Annotated in this window: 19 protein-coding genes, 3 pseudogenes and 1 riboswitch; of the genes and pseudogenes, 6 read left to right on the plus strand and 16 right to left on the minus strand. The window is 62.7% G+C overall.

From position 1 onward, the window contains the following. Window positions 1-58: 58 nt before the first annotated feature. The gene (locus V5F68_RS25725; RefSeq protein WP_394016351.1) at window positions 59-922 is read right to left on the minus strand and encodes a hypothetical protein; all 864 of its coding nucleotides are present in this window, start codon (window positions 920-922) and stop codon (window positions 59-61) included. A 174-nt stretch (window positions 923-1096) separates the two neighbouring features. On the opposite strand from V5F68_RS25725, the gene V5F68_RS25730 reads away from it, so the two are divergent. Then, the gene (locus tag V5F68_RS25730; protein ID WP_394016350.1) at window positions 1097-1735 is read left to right on the plus strand and encodes a Ros/MucR family transcriptional regulator; all 639 of its coding nucleotides are present in this window, start codon (window positions 1097-1099) and stop codon (window positions 1733-1735) included. A 107-nt stretch (window positions 1736-1842) separates the two neighbouring features. Here V5F68_RS25730 and V5F68_RS25735 read toward each other — a convergent pair. Next, window positions 1843-1965, minus strand: a pseudogene (locus tag V5F68_RS25735) (NADP oxidoreductase); the annotation flags it as partial. A gap of 518 nt (window positions 1966-2483) precedes the next feature. Beyond that, window positions 2484-2588, plus strand: a riboswitch (yybP-ykoY riboswitch). 81 nt (window positions 2589-2669) lie between these two features. On the opposite strand from V5F68_RS25735, the gene V5F68_RS25740 reads away from it, so the two are divergent. Beyond that, window positions 2670-3230, plus strand: coding sequence for a manganese efflux pump MntP (locus tag V5F68_RS25740; protein ID WP_394016349.1), 561 nt, complete (start codon window positions 2670-2672; stop codon window positions 3228-3230). A gap of 203 nt (window positions 3231-3433) precedes the next feature. Here the strand turns inward: V5F68_RS25740 and merBA are convergent, their stop codons facing one another. From merBA to V5F68_RS25755, 3 genes are all read right to left on the minus strand, one after another. Then, a complete protein-coding gene (merBA, locus tag V5F68_RS25745; protein ID WP_394016348.1) occupies window positions 3434-5695 on the minus strand; it encodes a bifunctional organomercurial lyase/mercury(II) reductase MerBA in 2262 nt (753 codons plus the stop codon). Between the two features lie 253 nt (window positions 5696-5948). After that, the gene (locus V5F68_RS25750; RefSeq protein WP_394016347.1) at window positions 5949-6242 is read right to left on the minus strand and encodes a heavy-metal-associated domain-containing protein; all 294 of its coding nucleotides are present in this window, start codon (window positions 6240-6242) and stop codon (window positions 5949-5951) included. An 18-nt stretch (window positions 6243-6260) separates the two neighbouring features. Then, window positions 6261-6686, minus strand: coding sequence for a mercuric transporter MerT family protein (locus V5F68_RS25755; protein WP_394016346.1), 426 nt, complete (start codon window positions 6684-6686; stop codon window positions 6261-6263). Window positions 6687-6771: 85 nt separating this feature from the next. On the opposite strand from V5F68_RS25755, the gene V5F68_RS25760 reads away from it, so the two are divergent. Beyond that, window positions 6772-7269, plus strand: coding sequence for a MerR family transcriptional regulator (locus tag V5F68_RS25760; RefSeq protein WP_394016345.1), 498 nt, complete (start codon window positions 6772-6774; stop codon window positions 7267-7269). Between the two features lie 77 nt (window positions 7270-7346). Here V5F68_RS25760 and V5F68_RS25765 read toward each other — a convergent pair whose 3' ends face one another. The 4 genes and pseudogenes from V5F68_RS25765 to V5F68_RS25780 form a co-directional block, all read right to left on the minus strand. Then, window positions 7347-7526, minus strand: a complete 180-nt coding sequence (locus V5F68_RS25765) for a DUF1289 domain-containing protein (RefSeq protein ID WP_394016344.1) — start codon at window positions 7524-7526, stop codon at window positions 7347-7349. Between the two features lie 8 nt (window positions 7527-7534). After that, window positions 7535-7810, minus strand: a complete 276-nt coding sequence (locus V5F68_RS25770) for a metal/formaldehyde-sensitive transcriptional repressor (RefSeq protein WP_394016343.1) — start codon at window positions 7808-7810, stop codon at window positions 7535-7537. 31 nt (window positions 7811-7841) lie between these two features. Then, window positions 7842-8819, minus strand: coding sequence for a CDF family Co(II)/Ni(II) efflux transporter DmeF (gene dmeF, locus V5F68_RS25775; protein ID WP_394016342.1), 978 nt, complete (start codon window positions 8817-8819; stop codon window positions 7842-7844). A gap of 123 nt (window positions 8820-8942) precedes the next feature. Beyond that, window positions 8943-9149, minus strand: a pseudogene (locus V5F68_RS25780) (Tn3 family transposase); the annotation flags it as partial. Window positions 9150-9255: 106 nt separating this feature from the next. Between V5F68_RS25780 and V5F68_RS25785 the strand changes: the two are divergent. Then, window positions 9256-9399, plus strand: a pseudogene (locus tag V5F68_RS25785) (winged helix-turn-helix transcriptional regulator); the annotation flags it as partial. 150 nt (window positions 9400-9549) lie between these two features. Here V5F68_RS25785 and scpB read toward each other — a convergent pair. Further along, a complete protein-coding gene (gene scpB / locus V5F68_RS25790; protein WP_394016340.1) occupies window positions 9550-10272 on the minus strand; it encodes an SMC-Scp complex subunit ScpB in 723 nt (240 codons plus the stop codon). Between the two features lie 3 nt (window positions 10273-10275). Next, window positions 10276-11217 carry a DUF1403 family protein gene (locus V5F68_RS25795; RefSeq protein WP_509274733.1) on the minus strand — a complete coding sequence of 314 codons (942 nt, stop codon included), beginning with the start codon at window positions 11215-11217 and terminating at the stop codon, window positions 10276-10278. A 124-nt stretch (window positions 11218-11341) separates the two neighbouring features. Between V5F68_RS25795 and V5F68_RS25800 the strand changes: the two genes are divergently transcribed. Then, the gene (locus V5F68_RS25800; protein ID WP_394016338.1) at window positions 11342-12442 is read left to right on the plus strand and encodes a site-specific integrase; all 1101 of its coding nucleotides are present in this window, start codon (window positions 11342-11344) and stop codon (window positions 12440-12442) included. Between the two features lie 551 nt (window positions 12443-12993). Then, the gene (locus V5F68_RS25805; protein ID WP_394016337.1) at window positions 12994-14304 is read left to right on the plus strand and encodes a hypothetical protein; all 1311 of its coding nucleotides are present in this window, start codon (window positions 12994-12996) and stop codon (window positions 14302-14304) included. Between the two features lie 132 nt (window positions 14305-14436). On the opposite strand, the gene repC is transcribed toward V5F68_RS25805, so the two are convergent. From repC to V5F68_RS25830, 5 genes are all read right to left on the minus strand, one after another. Next, window positions 14437-15666 carry a plasmid replication protein RepC gene (gene repC, locus V5F68_RS25810; protein ID WP_394016336.1) on the minus strand — a complete coding sequence of 410 codons (1230 nt, stop codon included), beginning with the start codon at window positions 15664-15666 and terminating at the stop codon, window positions 14437-14439. A gap of 200 nt (window positions 15667-15866) precedes the next feature. Then, window positions 15867-16910, minus strand: a complete 1044-nt coding sequence (repB, locus tag V5F68_RS25815) for a plasmid partitioning protein RepB (protein ID WP_394016335.1) — start codon at window positions 16908-16910, stop codon at window positions 15867-15869. Next, window positions 16910-18124 carry a plasmid partitioning protein RepA gene (gene repA, locus V5F68_RS25820; RefSeq protein ID WP_394016334.1) on the minus strand — a complete coding sequence of 405 codons (1215 nt, stop codon included), beginning with the start codon at window positions 18122-18124 and terminating at the stop codon, window positions 16910-16912. The genes repB and repA overlap by 1 nt, the downstream gene beginning before the upstream one ends. Window positions 18125-18415: 291 nt before the next feature. Next, window positions 18416-18736: a DUF736 domain-containing protein gene (locus V5F68_RS25825; protein ID WP_394016449.1), complete on the minus strand. Its 321-nt coding sequence runs from the start codon at window positions 18734-18736 to the stop codon at window positions 18416-18418. Window positions 18737-19573: 837 nt separating this feature from the next. Next, window positions 19574-19894, minus strand: coding sequence for a DUF736 domain-containing protein (locus V5F68_RS25830; RefSeq protein WP_394016449.1), 321 nt, complete (start codon window positions 19892-19894; stop codon window positions 19574-19576). Window positions 19895-20372: the final 478 nt, after the last annotated feature.

Here is a 20372-nt window from a genome sequence, read left to right on the forward strand (position 1 = left end):
GGCAACGGGTGGACCGAAAAGACTGCGTGAAAACCGATAATCAACAAGCAGTTCGTGACTAATAACCGGCTTCTGCCCACAAAATCCGGTCCTGCTCCTGCTTCAAGTCCTCCAGCGGCACGTCGACCATTTTGAGCTCGACGTTATACATTGGTAACGGCCAGTGTCGACCGAGTACAAAGACATGGTCTTGTGTTGCGATGTCGGCGGGCAACGCCTCCGTAACGAGCCGCTCGACAAGTTGATCCGTGAGCCGTTCTGCATCTCGCAGCGATTCATGCTCGGCAAAATCCAGTGCTCCCCACACCTGCGCTGTTGCGTTCAGGCCAGACAATGAAAACATCCCTAGCGCGGCCATCGCTTCGGCGACAGCAAGAACGGATGGCATCCGGGGCTCGAAGAAACCAGGATAGGTCTTCGGCGCATTCCAGATTGGAACGCGGTCCTCATAGGCTTCGATGTCCGCATAGAGTTTACTTTCGCGCCGATAAAGATTTGCGTTCGGAACGATATACTCCCCGACATCCCCTTCTATGTAGTGAGATTTGCGAAGAGGCTCGACGCGCTTTCGAAGGTCCGCAATGTCTTGGCTCCATCCGTCGCAAACCTCGGCGTAAATCAATCGCTCGAGATGGCCGTAGAACCGACTGACGATCTGGTTCAATCTCGCGGCGATGAGGTGCCTTGGGCAGCGCACGGCATCCATCAAAATCAGAATCTTTGCCGCTTCCTCCTGCGCGAAGCCTGCCAACACCTCAGCCTCGCGCGGCTGCTCTGACAGATGGCAAGAGGCTGACCAAAATCCTCGGGCACTCTCCAGGAGAATGGGCAGTCCTTCCGCGATAAATCGGAGCAACTCGTCATAGGGCATCTGGCAGATGAGCTTCGCCTGCCGTTGCCCGAAATCCGGCGCCTTCCTCATCGTCAATTACCCTAGGGAGTTCGGTTTACGCGTGCCATGGATCCGAGGCCCCGCACAGAAGGCCCCCCGCCTCCCCCGATCGGAGTTGATGTAGGCGACGAATGGTTGAAATAGTGACTGTCGCGCAATTCCAAGTCCAGCGCGGCGCTCATTGAACACAAAGGGCACTCAAGGATGCATCCGGAGCCGTCCGATACCCCCGACTTGGTGGCGGTTTCCGCCGCGCTCGTCGCAGCCTACGTTTCCAACAATTCCGTACCGACGGCCGAGCTGCCGAAATTGATCGACGACATTCACGCCGCCCTCAGGTCGCTGGGCGCAGCAGTGCCGATAGAGGCGGTGAAGAAGCCTGAACCCGCCGTACCGGTGCGCAAGTCGGTTACGGCGGATTTCATCATTTGCCTCGAAGACGGCAAGAAGTTCAAATCGCTGAAGCGCCATATCCGGACGCAGTATGGCCTGACGCCTGCCGAGTACCGCCAGAAATGGAACCTTCCGGCCGATTACCCGATGGTTGCGCCGAGCTATGCGGAATCCCGCTCGGCGCTGGCGAAGGTGTCCGGCCTTGGCCAATTGCGCAAGGCCGCCGCGCCTGCGCCTGACCCAATTGTCGAGGCCGCACCTGCGGTCGCGGAGAAGCCGAAACATGCCTCGCGGATAAAGGCAAGCGCACCCATCGCGGTTGTGGCTGCTCCGGAGACCGCCCCGTCGAAGCGCGCGCCACGCAAGGCGAAAGCCGTTGCCGAGCCGGTGGTGGAACCGGCCGCAAGACCCAAGAGGACGCGCAAGGCAGCCGCAACCACCGACTCATGACGACACGCGGCGCTGGCACTGCATGTGGGGGAGAGCGAGCGCGGCACTGGGACGCCGGTGTAAACCAGCGGAAATGACATCTTCGCCCCGCTGTGATCGGTTAGTCGCTACCGTCGCCATGATCCATGCGGCAGTTCGACGTCACGCTCCGCTTTCGCGAGCGCGTCGATCAGGCCGGCTCGATCCAGCGGAATGCAATAGGCGGGCTTCGCGCGCTCAAAGCGCCAGCTTGTCGCTTTGCAGTTAAATATGAGAATCGCTCTTCAACGATTTCCGTGACTTAGCCGTTCATTTAATTCGAGAATATACAATTAAATTGAGAATCAAGCTCAAGGGCCGGCGCTTAATTTGATAATCGTGACGAACAACGTGGTGACATCGCATTGCAGACGACGACGCAGGACATTCAACGATTACAATATCTTCGAGACAATGTGATTGCAGCAAATTTGAGAATTCGAACTGTTCTATTCTCGCATTTTATGTGCCCGTTATGACCAGAACGGCCACATTCTCGCAATTAGCTGCCAAGTGACACCCAGATGACCAAACGCCAACACCAGCGTCGACGATGGTTGTCTTGAGATCGAAAGAGCTCCTGCGCGGCCTTGAGGAGCGAGGCGGGCTTCCTCGCCCTGTCATGTTTGGCAAGCGCGACATTGTGGAGCGCCGGTCATATGTCAGTGTCACGTGCGAATGCTTTTCAGAAGCATTTAACTATTTGATATTATTTGACTTTCTGTTTTATCCCTTGTAGGTCGGCGGCATCGGGGAGTAGTCACCGCTCTTGAGCGGGACCGTGCCAACAGGCTTGCGCGGAAGCGCATGGTGCGGTCAGCCGATCCGTCGGCCCGACAAGACCGTGGCGCCACCTGTTCCTATGCGGACGAGCAGGTGCTTGGCGCCCGGTTCATGGTCCGTTGGAGCATTTGTCGTGTCCCCATTCACTATTGCCGTGCTTGCCGTCAGCATGTCCGTCGATGCCTTCGCCGTCTCTGTCGGGCGCGGAGCGGCGATCGGCCGGCCCCGTGTGAGCGAAGCCCTGCGCACGGGCATGGTCTTCGGAATAGTAGAGGCTCTCACACCGGTCATCGGCTGGATTGCCGGCGTTGCGGCTAGCCGCTTTGTCGAGGCAATCGATCACTGGATTGCCTTCGTACTGCTCGGAGGCGTTGGCCTGCACATGCTGTATGCGGCTCTCCGGAAGGCTGGCGACGAGGTGCCAAAAGGAAGGTCGTTGACCGTTCTGATCGCAACTGCCGTCGGCACGAGCCTTGATGCGATGGCCGTCGGCGTTTCCCTGGCCTTCCTCGATGTGAACATTGTGGTTATCGCCATCGCAATCGGACTTGCGACATTCGTCATGTCGTCGGGAGGCATGCTCATCGGGCGGTTTATCGGAAAGCAATTCGGCCGAATGGCAGAGCTGGTCGCCGGCTTTGCCCTTTGCGGCCTTGGCACGATGATCCTGATCGAACACCTGTCGCGAGTATGATGTTTTTCATTTGGGATGAGAATGAAACAACTGCATGTCTCTCATGCATGCAGATAGAATGCGGGAGTCAGCGGTGGTTGAGTACCTATCCCGCAGAATATCGCGTTATAGCGTGCAACCGGCGGGCGGGCCGTGCGGGAACCGGATGAGAACTACGTCTACGCTATAGCCCTCTAAATCCCTCCTACGTCCCTCGTGACTGCTCAGCCTGCGCAGCAGGACAGCTTGGCAACGTCCTTATCGAATGCGAGCGCGGCAAGCTTCAGCCCCTCGACGGTAGTAAGATATGGGAAGATCGTATCCGCGAGGTCATCGACGGTGAGGCCCTGCCGGATCGCAAGCGTCGCGGTCTGGATGCTGTCTGCGCCTTCCGGCGCAAGGATATGGGCGCCGAGTAGACGGCCGTTGCCGGCGTCGGCCACGAGCTTGATCAGCCCGCGGGTGTCGCGAGCGGCGAGTGCGCGTGGTACCTGGTCGAGACCGATCGTCGATACGCGAACCGCATGCCCGGCCGCGCGCGCGGCGGTCTCGGTCAGCCCGACGCTCGCCACCTGCGGGTCGGTGAACACGATGGCCGGCATGGCGCTGTTGTCGTAGCGCAGGCTGTCGCTGTTGAGGGCATTCTTGGCCGCGAGCTTGGCGCCATAGGCGGCCATATAGACGAACTGGTCGCGGCCGGTGACGTCGCCGGCGGCATAGACGCCAGCCTTGGTCGTGCGCATGCGGTCGTCGACCACGATGCCGCCCTTCGCCGAGACGGTGATCCCCTGCTCGGCCAACCCAAGGCTCTCGATGTTGGGCGTGCGCCCCGTGGTGATCAGCACCTGGTCGGCGTCGATCGCAATATCCTGGCCATCGCGCGTGACCGTCAGTGACACACCGCCATCGGTTTTGCGGATCGCGCGGTAAGCGATGCCGGAGATAACGGCGATGCCTTCGTCCTCGAAATACCCTGTGAGCGCCGCGCCGATCTCGGGCTCGGCCTCGGGGAGTAGACGAGACCGGCAGACGAGGGTCACCTTGACGCCGGTACGAGCGAACATCTGGGCGAGTTCCGCGCCGATGTAGCCGCCGCCGATCACGAGCAGCGAGCGCGGCAGTTCCTCGAGGTCGAGCGCCGTCGTGCTGGTGAGATACGGCACGGTCTCGATGCCAGGAATGGCAGGAACTGCAGGCCGCGCGCCGGTCGCGATGATGATCTTGCCAGCGGCAATACGCGCGCCGTCAACTTCGACACCGCCGTCGAGGAGGCGAACTGGCCCGTCGCGATAGGCGATACCATTGTATGCAGGGAGCAGATCGACGTACTTGGCCTGGCGCAGTTCGGAAACGAGGGCGTCCTTCTGCCGAACGGTTCCGCGCCAGTCTGTCAGTTCGGCCTCGGCCGTGATGCCGGCGAAACGCGCTGCCACGCGAGCGTTGTGAAGCGTCTCGGCGGCGCGGATCAGGGTCTTCGACGGCACGCAGCCGACATTGACGCAGGTGCCGCCAATGGTGCCGCTACCGATAAGCGCGACTTGTGCGCCCTGATCGACGGCCGTGATGGAAGCCGAGAAACCGGCCGATCCGGCGCCGATCACGACGAGATCGTAGGTGCTTCCATTGCGACCGTTTCTGCGGAAGGGGCGGTTCATGGCTGCCGGGCTCTTCGATTCCGGATCGGCAGGCGGCCGTGGTGTCACACCTAGCCCGGCGAGGCTCGGCCCGAACAGCGCGCGGCCGGCCTCCAGCCCTTCATGGATCGACAGCCGAAAACCTGGCTCGTCGGTGGAACGCTCGCGGCGCCAGGAGGAGAGATGGTCATCCGAGCAGAAAAAGGCGGTCGTCGCGCACAGCGAGCTCGCGGCGCATGCGTCTTCATAGCGAACGCTTTGCCACATGACGGTCGTCCGCGGCTCGACATCGGCCAGCACCCGCCCTTGGTCCCGCGTGGTGATCCGGATCGGCTCGTCGCAATGGCGGCAGCGCGAGGCGATCGAGATATCGCGATCGGTCATGGCGCCGATGCCAAGCGCGTCGACCGCGCACATGGCATTGAGAACGCGCCCGTCCAGGGTGACCTGATAGCCCCTATCTTGGTTGGTGAAGGGATAGGCGCCGACGATTTGCTTGCCATCGAGAACGACAAGATCGCGGCGGCGGAGATCTTCGAGCAACGGCTGAACGTCTGTCTCGCTCAAACCCATGCGCTCCGCGAGCGCGCGTATAGTCGGTGCCCGTCCGTCTTCGGCATAGAGCTGAAGCAATGCAACACGCACGCGATCCGTGGCGGGATCGTAGCCGCTCCAGCGATTGAGCACATGATCGGAGCCGACCATGGCGAGTAGCGCGTCTTTCGTCGCGGACGACGTAACCGCCGACCAATCCGGAAACGTCACACCAGGCCGCACGGCAAAGCTCGGCAGGGTCGCAGGTCGAGAGACGGCAGGTTTGTCGCGAGATGAGGATGCGCAGCAGTCGTTCATGGCGTTATGCTCTCTTTTTTGAATTGAATCGTCGTCCTGTCACAGGCGGCCTGTGCATGGCGACGATGGATGCGCCACGCCACGAAACCGAAACCCACCACCGTCAGAAGGAAGCACCGCCACACCCACACCGGCCAGCCACGTGCCAAGGCCGGCCAGAGGCACGCTGACGACGAGAAGCGGCGCCGCACAGCAGACCACGGCAAGGACGGCGCCGGCCACGCCTGCGCGGAAAGCGGCGCGGTCGATCATCTTAGCTGCCTTGCTGCCTCGGATGGGCCGGATAGCCTGCATTCATGCTGGCGGCCGCGATGGCGTCCGGGCTCGTCCTCGCATCGTCGAAGGTCACGGTCGCGGTCTTCGCCTCGAACGAGACAGTCACGTTCGCCACGCCAGGGACCGCCGCCATCGAGGTCTTCACGATGTAGGGACACGACGCGCAGGTCATGTTGTCGACGGCGAAGGTGACGATGCGTTCCGCTGCGAGCGCGGCAGGGGCGATCATCACCGACGCGATCAAGGCGAGAGAGCTCAAGGTCTTTTTCATAAGGTGGGCTCCTTGAAGTTAGGCGCGAAGCAGCAACGGGGCGACGTAGTCGAAGGCAAAGGCGGCTATGACGAGCGCGGTCGCAATCCAGAGCGCGAGCTGAACAAGCCGGCCGGGGATGGGACGAGCGCAGGCTGCGCCATCGGCGCAGGCGCGCCGCGGCTTCCAGTAGACGAGGTAGAAGCCGTACCCGAGGACGCCTGCCGTTCCCGCCACGAAGAGCGGCTTGTACGGCGCGAGCGCCGTCAGGTTGCCGATCCACGCGCCGCCGATTCCGAGACTGAACAGGATCAGCGGAATGACGCAGCAGGACGAGGCCGCCAGCGCGCCGACGATGCCGCCGACAGCGACCAGGCGCTGTCGTTCGACCTCACTTCGCTCGGACAAGGAGAGACAAGCCGCTGGGTGTGCCGAGTCTGCCGTTCCGGATCGCGATGCAACCATGTCCGATCTCTCTTTCCTTGCCGAAATCCTCATTGCGCCGTAGGGTGCGGTCTGTAGTTACTACAGGGTCAAGAGGATTTTTGCGATGCGTGACCACACTGGGGTGAAGGGCTTGCAGCGGGCCGAACTCGCCCGGCGGACGGGCAGCAATCTGGAGACGGTCCGCTATTACGAGAAGGTCGGCCTTCTGCCTGAGCCGCCGCGCACGGCAAGCGGCTATCGCAGCTACGACACCGCGCATGAGCGTCGCCTTCGCTTCGTGCTGCGGGCGCGCGAGCTCGGCTTCTCGCTGGATGAAATCCGTGAGCTGCTGCGGCTGGTCGATGAACGCGACCAGCCCTGCGCGGAGGCGCGTGCCGTTGCCGCTGCCCATCTCGACGACGTGCGCGCGAAGATCGCCGACCTAAAACGGATGGAGCGGGTGCTTAAGGACGCCGTCGCGCAATGTGCTGACGGCACACCGGCGGAATGCCCGCTGATTGAAACGCTGTTCCAGGAGCGAACTGTTAGCTGTGCGTCACGACACGAAAGTGATGGATCTGTCCGACTTTTGAGAACGCATGCAGAACTCACGTCGGCTTGAGCTTTGATGCCGTTGATTTCTCGGTTTTGAGCGCTTGGTAGACCGCGGTCTTGCCGATCTTCACGCGAGCGGCAGCTTCACGGACGTTCAGCCCGGCACTTCATGCGCCGTTTTAATTCGGCCGACAGGATCGTGCGGTGGTAGGGCGACAGTTTGCGCCAAGCCTTGATTTCATCGGTCGTCCGGCCGCAGACCAAGCACCATTTATTGCGTGGATCGAAGTGACAGACATCGGTGCAGGGTGAGTCATTCTTCATTACGAACCTTATTTGAGATAGGCGCGGACGACGTCGATCAGATCGGCTGCGCCGTCATCTCGTTCGCTCTGGGTAAGCCCCTCTGCGGCAAGGTGCATGCGGATGTGGTCTTCGATCACCTCGCCCATCAGGCCGTTCATCGCACCCCGTGCTCCGGCGATCGACTGCATCACCTCGACGCAACCCTTCTCCTCATCGAGCATCCGCTCGATGCCTTCCATTTGCCCGCGAATACGGCGTACGCGGTTGATCAGCTTTTGCTTCTCGCGGATGGTGTGGGTCATGCGGGTACTCCTCGGACGCAGCGGTTGATGGCTAGGCCGCGCGAGCTTCGACCTCCACCGTCACATGTGACAAATCATGGATGGCGGCAAGTTTTGCGCGGTAGTAAGTCGGCGTTTGAGGGTGATCGGCAACAATCGAGACGATCGCGCCATGGTGGCCAGGTCCGAGCTGCCAGATGTGAAGATCAACGATCTCCGCGCCTTCCTTGACGATGATCTCCTGAATCTCCTCCGGCAGGTCTTCGCCCTGCGGAATGTAGTCGAGAAGCACACCGCCTGCGTCGCGGATCAGCCCCCACGACCAGCGGGCGATCACGATGGCTCCGACAATGCCGATTGCCGGATCTAGCCATAGCCAGCCGTAGAGGCTGCCGAAGACCAGAGCGCCGATCGCCAGAACAGAGGTCAGGGCATCGGCCAGCACGTGGACATAGGCGGCGCGAAGGTTTTGATCCTTCCCTGCCGCGTGCCCGTGGCCATGGCCATGGCCATGGTCATGTCCGTGATGGTGGTCGTCCTTGAGAAGCCACGCGCAGACAAGGTTCACAATCAGGCCGACGACAGCCACCATAATGGCTTCCTTGAAATTGATCGCGACGGGTGATTGGAAGCGCAGGAAACTTTCCCAGCCGATCAGCAGCGCGATCAGCGCTAACACCACGGCACTCGCAAAACCTGCGAGGTCTCCGAGCTTTCCGGTGCCAAAGGAAAAGCGGCGGTTACTGGCGTGCTTGCGGGCGTAGAGATAGGCCAGCGCAGCGATGAGGAGGGCAGCGGCATGGGTGGACATATGCCAGCCGTCCGCCGTTAGAGCCATCGACCCGAACATATTACCCGCGACGATCTCCACCACCATCATGGTCGCGGTGATCGCGATAACCAGCCACGTGCGCCGCTCGTTCCGTTCGTGGTTGTCGCCAAGGAAGAAATGCTCATGGGCGGCGTTGAGCGAACGGCCATGGTTATGGTCGTGCGCATGCCCGTGATCATGATCGTGGGATGAATTCATCGCCAAAACTCCTATAATAATATAGGGGGGTATATTATATTTTCATATTAGGCAACACGCGTCCATGAAGGTGTCACGCCACGAAAGTGATGGATCTGTCCGACGTTTGAGAACATGGGGCGATCAAGCCGCGAGGATGGATGTTTCGCGCCGCAGCGGCCTGAGATTGAGGCTGTCTGTCGAGGTCCATATGTAATCGCCGGTGAGACTGATGTGCTGCCACCCGAGCGGGGTGATGTGTTTGATCACATCGGGCGGCGTGGCGAAGCCTTCCCGGTTGACCTTGGCGAAGGCCGGTTCGAGATAGAGAGTGTTCCAGTAGCTGTTGATTTCCATTGAGAGTTGACCCGGTAGGCTCGGATTTTTCCATCGAGAGGTGACCCATGTTTTCACCACCTCTCACGCGGCATACGCGGGGGACAGCGGAGTGATCGACATGGAGTTATTGAGCGTCATCAGGCGCTGGCATCATCGGGGTCGTCGCTCGATCCGAGAGATATCCCGCCGCACCGGCCTCTCGAGGAACACCGTGCGCAAGTACTTACGGGCGGACAGCGTCGAGCCCCGGTTGCAGGTTCCCGGCGTCCGAGCGGAAATCGGCGGTGATCGGGTAGCTATCTCGCAGAATATCGCGCCATGGCGTGCAATCGGCGGTGTTTGCGGGCGGAGCGGGATTCGAACCTCTTCATAGAGGTCATCTCTTGAAGGAACGCAGGCTCGTTGGCTCCGGTTACTCGCCGTCCGCCTCTGACCCGAGCGCCGCGAAAGGCAGACCGATTTCATCATCGTCGCTCTGGCTATCGTCTTCGAGCACGTCGCCTCCCGCGACGGGGAAATCCCCCGCCAGCAGCCTGTCCTTGCTCAGCAGGCCGGCGTCCTCAAGCGCCTCCATGTCCGGCAGATCGCGCAGCGTGTCGAAGCTGAAGTGCGACAGGAACGCCGGCGTCGTCACATAGGTATAGGGCGCACCGGGCGTCGGGCTGCGCGGCCCGGCGGCAACAAAACCGAGACGGCGCAGATGGCCGATGGTGTCGCGGCTGACCTCCTTGCCGAAGAATTGGCCAAGCTCGCCGCGGGTGATCGGCTGGAAGTAGCCGATGCACATCAGCACCAGTGCCTCGGATTGCGACAGAGGCTTGGGGTCCTGCGCCCCCATTCCGGTCGCGACGCGGATCGCGTCGGCAAAGCTCTTCCGGGTGCGATGCTGCCAGCCGCCGGCGACCGAGACCAGCTCGTAGGGCCGGCCACGCAGCTCGCCGCGGATGTCGTCGATAATGAGGTCCAGATTGCAGTCGCGCCCGACGACGCGGGCCAGCACCTCGCGTCCGACCGGCTCGGGCGAGGCGAAGATCACCGCTTCGACACGCCCCATCCATTCGCGCCAGCGCAGCTCCGGCGGCAGATCGGAAAGCTCGGCGTCAAAATCCTGTTTGGTTCGCGCGCGCCGGGCCATAGGCTACAGCCCGTAGAGCCGGAACGCGGGCCGGCCGGTGAGCTCGCGCACCCCGCCGAGCGCAACCAGGCGCTCGAACAGCCGCCGGCTCGAGCGATCGCTCGCGGCCTTGCCCGTCTTGGCCGGCTGCGCGTCCTCGCTGAGCAGGATCGCCACCATCATGTCGGCGTCCTTGCCGCGCAGCTGCGGCGCCGCGGCGAGGAGCCTGTCGGCGCGCCGGGCGAGATCGGCGTGCAGATCTGCCGCCGTGGCCGCGCCCCGGGCATAGGCCAGGCTGCAGGCAGCAAGCCAGCGGCTGTCGCCATCGACATGCGCGGCGGCGTGACGGAAGTCGGCGCGCCTCAGGTGCGCGGCGAGCAAGGGCACCGGCGCCGGCCACCGGAGGCGATGTGCCAGGACCGCGTCGGCAAGCCACAGCGCCAGCGGCCGGCTGTCGGGCCGAAACCGCAGGCTGGTTGCGGCGACAGCGGCCGCGGCGCGCACCGCGCTCCCCTGCCCTTTGAGTTGGTCGGTGGCGAAGGCGAGGACGTCCTGCAGGGCGTCGTCGTAGCGGTGTACTAGCAGCGCCGCGAGCTTGAGCTCCCAGTCGCCGGCGGCCATCGCCGATCGCTCGCCCAAGGCACGCCAGGCCTTGAGCAGCTGCCCGGCCGGTCCCGGATCGTCTCCCTCGCGGCGCAGATACCAATGGTCGCGCAGCGCCGCTTCGTCCTCGGTGCGGCCATTCTGGCGCGCCAGCGCCGCCGCGCAGGATAACGCGAGGCGCTGGCGCCAGAGAATGCCAATCGGGTGCTCGTGGCGGGCGATCGGGTGCAGCGCCGCGAGCGCCGCACCGGCCAGAAACCCAGTGTCTTCAACAGTTTCTTCGGTCACCAGCGACCGCGCCCAGCCGGGAAACGCCGGGAACATCGGAAGGGGATCGGGAACGAGTCGCGCGCGCGGAGCCATGCTGCAGCGTAACGCGGCACGGCGCTTTATGCCATAGAATAGCGCCTAAACCGCCGCGCTTGTCGTTAGATAAGAACGACCGATAATGTTGCATTATCATTCGTTTCTGTCTTTATATAGAAGCATGCATGAAACGAGCCCTCCGAGCCCCGAAAACGACGCCCAGGAGCACGCGCCGCCCTCCCCTGCAGCGCCGCCACCCGTCGTCATTTCCGCGCCGCAGCCGTCGGCCGACCTGCCCGCCCATCTCGAACGCCTCGCCGATCGCGCCCGCGACTATGCCGAAGCAGCGAGCTCGGCCAACACCCGCCGCGCCTATGCCGCCGACTGGAAGCATTTTTCCGCCTGGTGCCGGCGCCAGGCGTTGTCTCCCCTGCCCCCGGACCCGCAGGTGGTCGGGCTCTACATCACCGCCTGCGCCTCCGGTGCGGCAACCGCCGATCGCCAGCCGAACGCCGTCGGCACGATCGAGCGGCGTTTGTCGGCCCTCTCCTGGAACTATGCCCAGCGCGGCACGCCGCTCGACCGCGCCGACCGCCATATCGCCACCGTGCTCGCGGGGATCCGCAACACCCATGGCCGGCCGCCGGTGCAGAAGGAAGCCGTGCTGCCGGAGGACGTCATCGCCATGCTGGAGACGCTCGAGCGTGGCACGCTGCGCGGCCTACGCGACCGCGCCATGCTGCTGCTCGGCTTCGCCGGCGGGTTGCGGCGGTCCGAGATCGTCGCGCTCGATGCCGGCCGCGATCAAACCGAGGACGGCCGCGGCTGGGTCGAGATCCTCGACAAGGGGATGCTGGTGACGCTACGCGGCAAGAACGGCTGGCGCGAGGTCGAGATCGGCCGCGGCTCCTCGGACTCGACCTGCCCGGTCGTCGCCTTGCAAACCTGGCTCAAGCTGGCGAAAATTCCCCATGGACCGCTATTCCGGCGGGTCACCGGCCAGGGCAAGGACGTCGGCCCGGATCGGCTCACCGACCAGCAGGTGGCGCGGCTGGTCAAGCGCACCGCGCTCGCCGCCGGCGTGCGGCCGGATCTGAGCGAGGGCGAACGAGAGAGTAAGTTCGCTGGGCATTCGCTGCGCGCCGGCCTCGCCTCCTCGGCCGAGGTCGACGAGCGCTACGTGCAGAAGCAGCTCGGCCATGCCTCGGCCGAGATGACCCGGCGCTACCAGCGCCGGCGCGACCGCTTCCGCGTTAACCTCACCAAGGCGGCAGGATTGTAGCGTCGGCCGAAGCATGCTCCGACCTTGCCGGTGCGTGCCCAGCGAGCCACTTCACGGACTTGCCCGCTGATTTTTCGGGAATTGGAAGGCACCTCTGATAAGCTGACGGTCCAAGGCGTCTTGAGGCAAGTTAAGCATGGCTCGACCTGGCAACAATCCGAAGCGACGGATAGCGCGCGAAGGCTTCCTGACAGACGAACGGAAAGCCGAGCTTGCGGTCAATGCGCGATACGGTGGCAGCGGCCATCATAAGAGGAACCCAGCGGACTACGGCCTAGAGAGAACCAATCCGCGGCCGACAAAGTCGCTTTGTGACGCTCTTAAGGTGATCCGGTTGGAGCAAGCCAGCGAGCTAATGCGTCGAGGCATTTCTCGAGGAGCAGTCAGCGAACTCGCCTACAATGGTTTTCCAAAATTCATCTGGTGCGTCGACGAAGATGGCGAGGTTTATGAGGCAAAACTGACCCATCTACGTTAGGGGTATATCACGGCTACCGTCTTGAAGAAGAGGACGATCTGCGCGACTACGTAAGAGATATTTGGAAGCAACGATGCCTGTCAGTTGGTCAATAGCTGCCGAATGGGAGCAACTCGATGCCGGGTCGCCGGAGGAGCGTGCATGCTTTTCTGCGCTTGGCATCAAGGCGCATGATCTTTGGCTGACAGAAGGCAACGACGTCCTAGCCAATAGGCTGCGTCAAGCGCCCCTACTCTCTGCCTACCACCTCGCCGAGTGGCTCGCCTGGAATTGGTGGCGTTTGCGTTGGGAGCCACGCTCAAATTCCAAGGATTGGGCTTACGCCCATCGTCTGACGACAATTGGATCGGGGTATATCTGGCCAAATTTGACGATTTTCTCCGATGGCGAACGAACCGCATTGATTTCGAAACCCACGACGGAACGCCCCCAAACGCCTTTCCGCTACATCACCGATCACGCGGTCATCCTGCCCGCCAGCGAGTTCGAGGCTGGCATTGACCTGTTCCTCAGTCAGGTGTTGGAGCGCCTTAGCTGGGCCGGCATCGAAGACAGCAATCTCCAGACAGTTTGGTCGGGCGTAATTGCAGAGCGTAAAACACCAGCTTTCGTACGCACTCGCAAATTGGAGGCTCTGCTGGGTCAGGATCCTGACTCCCAGGAGCAACTTGTCGATCAATTGGTTCGCGACATCGAGGATCTTGGGTTGTCTGGTGTTGAGGAGCTGGCAGCGGAACACGGCCAAAGCGGCAAGCTTTTGACCGGGGACGACCTTCGTGAAGCAGCTCAGAGGAGCGGTTTCGATGCCTCGCCACGCGATGTCATTCGGCTACCAGCTACTGAAGTGCCGAAGCGCAGCGGTCTGACCCCCGCTTACAGAGCAGGAGCCACGGCGGCCCGTGCCCTTCGTGAACACCACCGGCTCGGTGAGGGTCCGCTTACGGATGTCCAGTTAGCTGAGATGGCGGGCGTTGTTCGCGCAATCATACCGGACGTTCGAGGCGGGGCATCTATCTCTTTCGCGCTCGACGAAAAGCCCACTCAGGGCCGGGTTGTTCTTCGATCCAAATGGCGGACTGGGCGCCGCTTTGAACTTGCACGGCTTCTGGGCGATCGTCTTGCCAGACCGCCGAGCGGAGCTCTTCTGCCCGCGACTCGCGCTTACACCTACCGACAGAAAGTTCAACGGTCCTTCGCCGCAGAATTGCTCAGCCCGTTCGAGGTTGTCGATGCGATGCTCGGCGACGATTATTCTATGGAAAATCAACAGGACGTTGCCGAACACTTCGAAGTCTCGCCCCTGACGATTCGTACATTGCTCGTGAATCACGGCCGCCTGGCTCGCGAGGGGCTTGAGACCGAATTTGAGACCGCCGCAGCCTAATGGGCTTCCATAAGGCGAGCCGTCCGATTGTGCGGGCACGAGACGAACGTTGTTCTCGACCGAATGGAACGACCCGATGGTTACCGAGCGTCGCCGGACGACTACACGGCTATTCCCGCGGTTCGACATGGGTCATGCTCGCTTCTTGTCGCGCTTTCTGCTGCCGATCAGCGCCATCAGCATCGGGCCAAGAGAGAACCCTCCGGCTTCCGCCTTTTTCGTCAAATCGCGGATATAGCCGCCGGCGCTATTGATCGCGGCACCGCGCTGCAGGATCGCCGCAACCACCACAGCAGCCTGAACCTCTCCCATGACGGTCCGCGCCTCCTCCCAGGCGCTCGGACTGATCCCCAGCATGGGCCGGACCACGGCAACGGTCGCCAGGAAGTCCCGCCAGTTCGAAATCCCGGACTTGGAGTAGTCGCAAACATCGGGACAAGCGTCGAGAACCATCCCCAAGGGGTAGGACCCTTCCGGCATCCGCGGCGTTTGGGGTTCTGGCGCTGCCTTCGCCCCCCTCTCTTCTCGGAGAGCAGGTTCAAGTTCAATTAGGGAGTCTGGATTTGAATTATGTATGTGGCGCTCAAATGTGGATTCATTGGTGCTCGTTTTTTCTGTTTTTGCATGAGCCTCCAGCAACATAAGGATCTCATCAGCCAGCATGGTGAGCTCCTCGGCAACTGGCTCGAGCTCAGCGAGTGTGGCGCTTCGCGGAATCCGAGCCATGATCGCGCGAAACAGCCCGTGGATCTCCGCCCAGTCCGCCGGACCCTGCCCTGCCCGCTTCGTCGGCACGCCCTCCTCGAGGCCTGTCGCGATCATTTTCGCGATGTCACGCCGGCAGATGGTGATGCGTTCGCGCACGAGCTTCATCTCACGCTCGGCCGCCAGGATCGCCTCGGCAATCTGCGCAAACTCTTCGGCCCGCGCCACGAGCGGCCCGAGGTCGAAGCCAAAGGCCATCGCGACCTCGCCGTCGCGGCCCTTGCGGGCGTATCGCTTCCCGTTCGGGCTGTCGCGGCGAATGATGAGCCCAGCGTCGACGAGGACGGCCAGGTGCTTGCGCAGCGTTGATGCCGGCATGCCATGCGCCCGCCGTGCCAGCTGATCGTTCGAGGGAAAGACGATCAGGTCTTCCCCCGTCAGCATGGTCTCCGGGTGAAACGTCAGTAGCGCGTTGAGCACCGACAGCGCGCGCTCGGACACGCCGAATGTGACCCTCGCAATGCAGAGCGTCTGATAGACGTGCCATTTGTGAACCGCCTTTTCGAGCGGCCGTGCTTTTGCGATCGCCTGATTTGCCACATGGGCAAGCGTCAGCGTTCGCCGCCCGAAGGGCGTCGTCGATAGGTGTGGTTCCATGTCTCTGCCTCTATGAGGGCAAAGGAAATCTGCTCACCGAAACGGCGCTCAATCTCTCACGAGACTCTTGACTGTGATTCGCGGAAGTGTGATTCTCGTAATCGCCAAAGAACGAGAAGGGCTTCCGGAACTCCGTTTCGGGGGCCTTTTTCTTTTGCCGCGTTGCTCCTAGCTGGTTGCGGTGAGCTTCGTACGGTCGGTCAGTCCTCCTTTTTCTCGTTGCTGTAGGTCTCGAAAAGGCGATCCATCTGCGTCAGCAGGAAATCGCCAAACCCGGGAGCATTGCGTTTGTCGATCGACAGAACGAATGCCCGGTCGGTCGATGAGACGCGTGCGACGCGCACGCCGGCGGGTGTGGACCAGTATTGTCCATGCGCCTTCTTGGCGACGGCGCGAGCTGCCGGCTCCTCCGGCACGGGGGGATTCGAGATCAGTCCAAAGACAAGATCAAATCGTTCATCGGATGAAGCCGCCTGCACATCGGCCGACGCGAGAAAATCGGTCACTTGCTCGATGTCGACACCCGCCTCGAAAGCAGTGGCCAGATCAACCCATCGGTCCCGGCCAGTCGTCGGCGCCGATCCGATAGCCTCAATGATCGCAAGCGGGATCTTCTTTACCACCGAGATCATTCGCGAGACGACCGTCTTGTCGACGGTCAAAGCGCTCATGATTGTCTCGCGATCGTAGCCCCCTTCCTCCAACCGCCAGGCGAACAGAGCGCGCTCTATGAATGAGAGGTTCGCTCGCGCGCTGTTTTCCTGTCCCTGGGCGAGGACGAGATCGCGATCCGAGAGCTTCTTGACAACGGCTCGGACCTGGCGTCCGAGCACCTTGCAGGCTCGCCAACGCCGTCGCCCGAACGCGAGTTGATAGCGCCCGCTCTCCTTTGGATGGGGCCGGACGAGCACGGGGGAATCCTGACCGCGCGCTTCGATTGCCGCGACCAGCGTACGGAAGTCCGCGTCATCGTCGTGCGACAAACGGTCGGCGATAAAGGGCGGGTCGATGATGTCCGGGTCGACATCGATTACCGTCTCGCCGGCAGTGAGGCGGGCTTCGAGGTCTCTGGCTGCGTCTGCTCGCGCGGCCAACTCGTCAATAGAGCGCGTGACGGCACCGAGAGCGCCTCGGGTTGCGAACGCCGGAGGCGACACTCTTTGCGGCACCGCGGGAGCATCGTCGGAGTTGACTGCCGTCAACTTTTTCTCAGGTGAGGCGGAGAACAGTCCCTTGCGTGCCATTACCCCCTCCCCCAGGCCTTGTGGATCAGCCCCTCGATCTCTCCATTGACCGCGTCGAGAGACTCGATCGCCCGATCGTATGTGCTCGGCGTGAACTCCTTTCGTTCGACCTCATAGAGCGTTTGCTTCGTAAGGCCGGCATCGGAGATCGCGACGCTCTTCAGCATCGGATTGGTCAGGACGTGACGTCCGAACCGTGTGCGAATGAAGGTGACCATCTCGGTCTGCGGTTGGTCCGACGCCTCGTAGCGCGTGATGAGGTAACGCACCCAATCGTACTGCATCTTGCCGCCGGCTTTCTTCAGATGCGCCATGACGTCTCCGAGCATCTGCAGGAACTGAGACATGGACATCACGTCGAGCATCTGCGGATGCACGGTGACGAGCAGGGCGGTCGCTGAACACAGGGCGATCATGGTCAGATAGCCGAGCTGCGGCGGGCAATCGAGAATGACGACGTCGTACCGGTCTGCTACCGGGCCGAGTGCCTCGTCCAGTCGCGCGAAGAATTGGCGGCCCATGCTGCCGCTTTCCTTCGTCGCCAATACGAGCGGAGTGTCATACTCGAAGTCCATCAGCTCGATGTTGCCAGGCACGATATCGAGCCCGGCAAAGTTCGTCCTCCGGATGACATCCGAGAGAGGGCGCCGCTCGTCATCATATCGAATTGCGCCGTAGAGCGTCTCATTGCGGCCGACATCAAACTCGGGCTGAAGGCCATGAAGCGCCGTCAGGCTCGCTTGAGGGTCTAGATCGATGGCCAGAACGCGATGACCGGCCAGCGCAAGATGTTGAGCTAAATGGGCGGCCGTCGTGGTCTTTCCACTTCCTCCCTTGAAGTTGGCAACCGCGATGATCTGGAGATGCTCGGGGCCCTGGCGATGCGGAACATAGCGCTTCCTGGCTCTGGCATTGTCGTCGAGGTACTGGCGAAGCTCTAGGATTTGCTCAGCGCTGTACGAGCGGCGGCCGGATGGCGTCACCGACGGAGCCGGCCCCTTGCCTTCGAGCGACAGGTTTCGGAGATAGCCCGGCTTCACCCCAAGGAATCGGGCTACCTCACTTAACTGAAACGACCGCAGCGACTTCTCCGCCACGGGCGGGAAATGCTCAAGCCAATGCGCTTGCAGCTTTGCTGATAGATCGCGACCATGCTCCATGATGAGCGAGTCGACGTCATCAACTGCATCGGTGGCGCGTGAAGTGTCGGCCATTCGTTTTTCCCGCACATGCGCTTTCAACGCCACTTCTGACGTAGAACCGCATTTAGAGCCGATTCTAACGGTGCGGCAAGGCTTTTTGGGTTAATGAAAGGTTAACGACGCGAGGCGTCGGCAAACGCTCTGGCCATCCAGAGTCAATTCTCTCGTGGACATCGCCTTTGGCGCTCTTCGCTTGGCCGTTCGGCGCTTCCCCGGCGACGCCCCGCCAGAGCGGATCGGTGACGGCTTGATCGGATTTGCGAGGCGCCGACCCCGCTGTTGGGCGGGGCCGGCGGCTTCGGGTCAGCTGGCGGGGTTCCAGATGATGACCTTCTTGGCGGGATCCTCGCCCGGCGCCGGCGCCACGTTGCCGTAGATGGTGCCGAACTCGGGGGCCGAGAGCGAGACCGAGATGTACTCCTCGCCGGTGGTCTTCGAGATCCGGTTCCAGCCGGCGCCCAGCTCGAAGCCGTTCTTGCGCGAGATCACGCGGTAGTCAGGCTCGTTGTCCTTCGCCTTGCGGGTGTTCGGCACCAGCGCGATCGGGGCGGTGACGTTGAGGGTGGCGAGCGTGCCTTCGAGGTTGCCGTCCGCCTTCTGGGTGAGGGTTGCGATCGTGGCCATGTGAAGTCTCCTTGAGGTTGCTCGGGGACCATCCCCGATGACGCCCAAAGGAAGGGGCCGGACGCCGTCGTCACCGCAGCGCAGGGGAACCCCCGGTCGGGGTCCCCGCGATGCCCGCATCGTGGGGTGGCCAGCGGGGTTGACGGCACTAGGCGGCCGAGACCCGGACACAGGCGGCAAAGAGGAGGGGATGGGCTTCGAAGCCACCGACCACAGGAGCCCCTGCCACCAGGCCATGCCCCGCCCTCGCCCCCACCAGGCAGGACCCGCACCGCAGCGCCCGCCCCCCGTCCCGGCCACTGCCAGTCGCGACGCCGGCGCTCACACCCGCTGGCGGACATCCGGCATACGCACAACGATCCCGCCGACGGCGCCGCGCCAGCGCCCGCTTGAACCGCAGATCGCCACCTCGGCGAGAGCCTTCACGTCGAACCGGTGGCCCGGTCTCGGCCGCATCCCCGACAACGCGCAAGGCGACGAGGCATGCCCGACTTCACAATCGCAATCCCGGCACGTCCATAGCCGGCACCGGACCAGCCAGCGCGCGCGGTGACGGACTAGCCTCATCGGGGCGCATCTTTGCAAATGCGCCTTCCAGGAAGGCCAACCAAGGAAGGCGCCCGGAGGCATGGCAGGAACGGAGTTTGATTGCCGCTCGCTTGGTCTGAACCGTACAAGGCCGGTCCGTCCGAGTTGACTGCCGTCAACTTTTTGACCGCGAGCGCTCCGATCTCCTCGCGGCCAATCCGGAGGATGCTGCGGGACGGCGGAGTTGACGGCTGTCAACTCAAAGACTGAGCGCCGACCCCGCTGTTGGGCGGGGCCGGCGGCTTCGGGTCAGCTGGCGGGGTTCCAGATGATGACCTTCTTGGCGGGATCCTCGCCCGGCGCCGGCGCCACGTTGCCGTAGATGGTGCCGAACTCGGGGGCCGAGAGCGAGACCGAGATGTACTCCTCGCCGGTGGTCTTCGAGATCCGGTTCCAGCCGGCGCCCAGCTCGAAGCCGTTCTTGCGCGAGATCACGCGGTAGTCAGGCTCGTTGTCCTTCGCCTTGCGGGTGTTCGGCACCAGCGCGATCGGGGCGGTGACGTTGAGGGTGGCGAGCGTGCCTTCGAGGTTGCCGTCCGCCTTCTGGGTGAGGGTTGCGATCGTGGCCATGTGAAGTCTCCTTGAGGTTGCTCGGGGACCATCCCCGATGACGCCCAAAGGAAGGGGCCGGACGCCGTCGTCACCGCAGCGCAGGGGAACCCCCGGTCGGGGTCCCCGCGATGCCCGCATCGTGGGGTGGCCAGCGGGGTTGACGGCACTAGGCGGCCGAGACCCGGACACAGGCGGCAAAGAGGAGGGGATGGGCTTCGAAGCCACCGACCACAGGAGCCCCTGCCACCAGGCCACGCCACGCCCGCGCCAGGCAGGACACGCACCGCCGCACTCGCTCCCCGTCCCGGCCACCGCCAGTCGGGACACCGACGTTCACGCCCGCTCGCGGACATCCGGCATACGCAGGTCGATCACGCCGACGGCGCCGCGCCGGCGCCCGCCGGAACCACGGACCGCCACCAATGGCAGGAACCCTCACGTCGATCCCCAGCCACGGTCCAGGGCGCATCCCCGACAACTCGCAAGGCGACGAGTC

Source organism: Roseixanthobacter pseudopolyaromaticivorans, from assembly GCF_043195145.2.
In the GTDB taxonomy this organism is placed as follows: domain Bacteria; phylum Pseudomonadota; class Alphaproteobacteria; order Rhizobiales; family Xanthobacteraceae; genus NCEH01.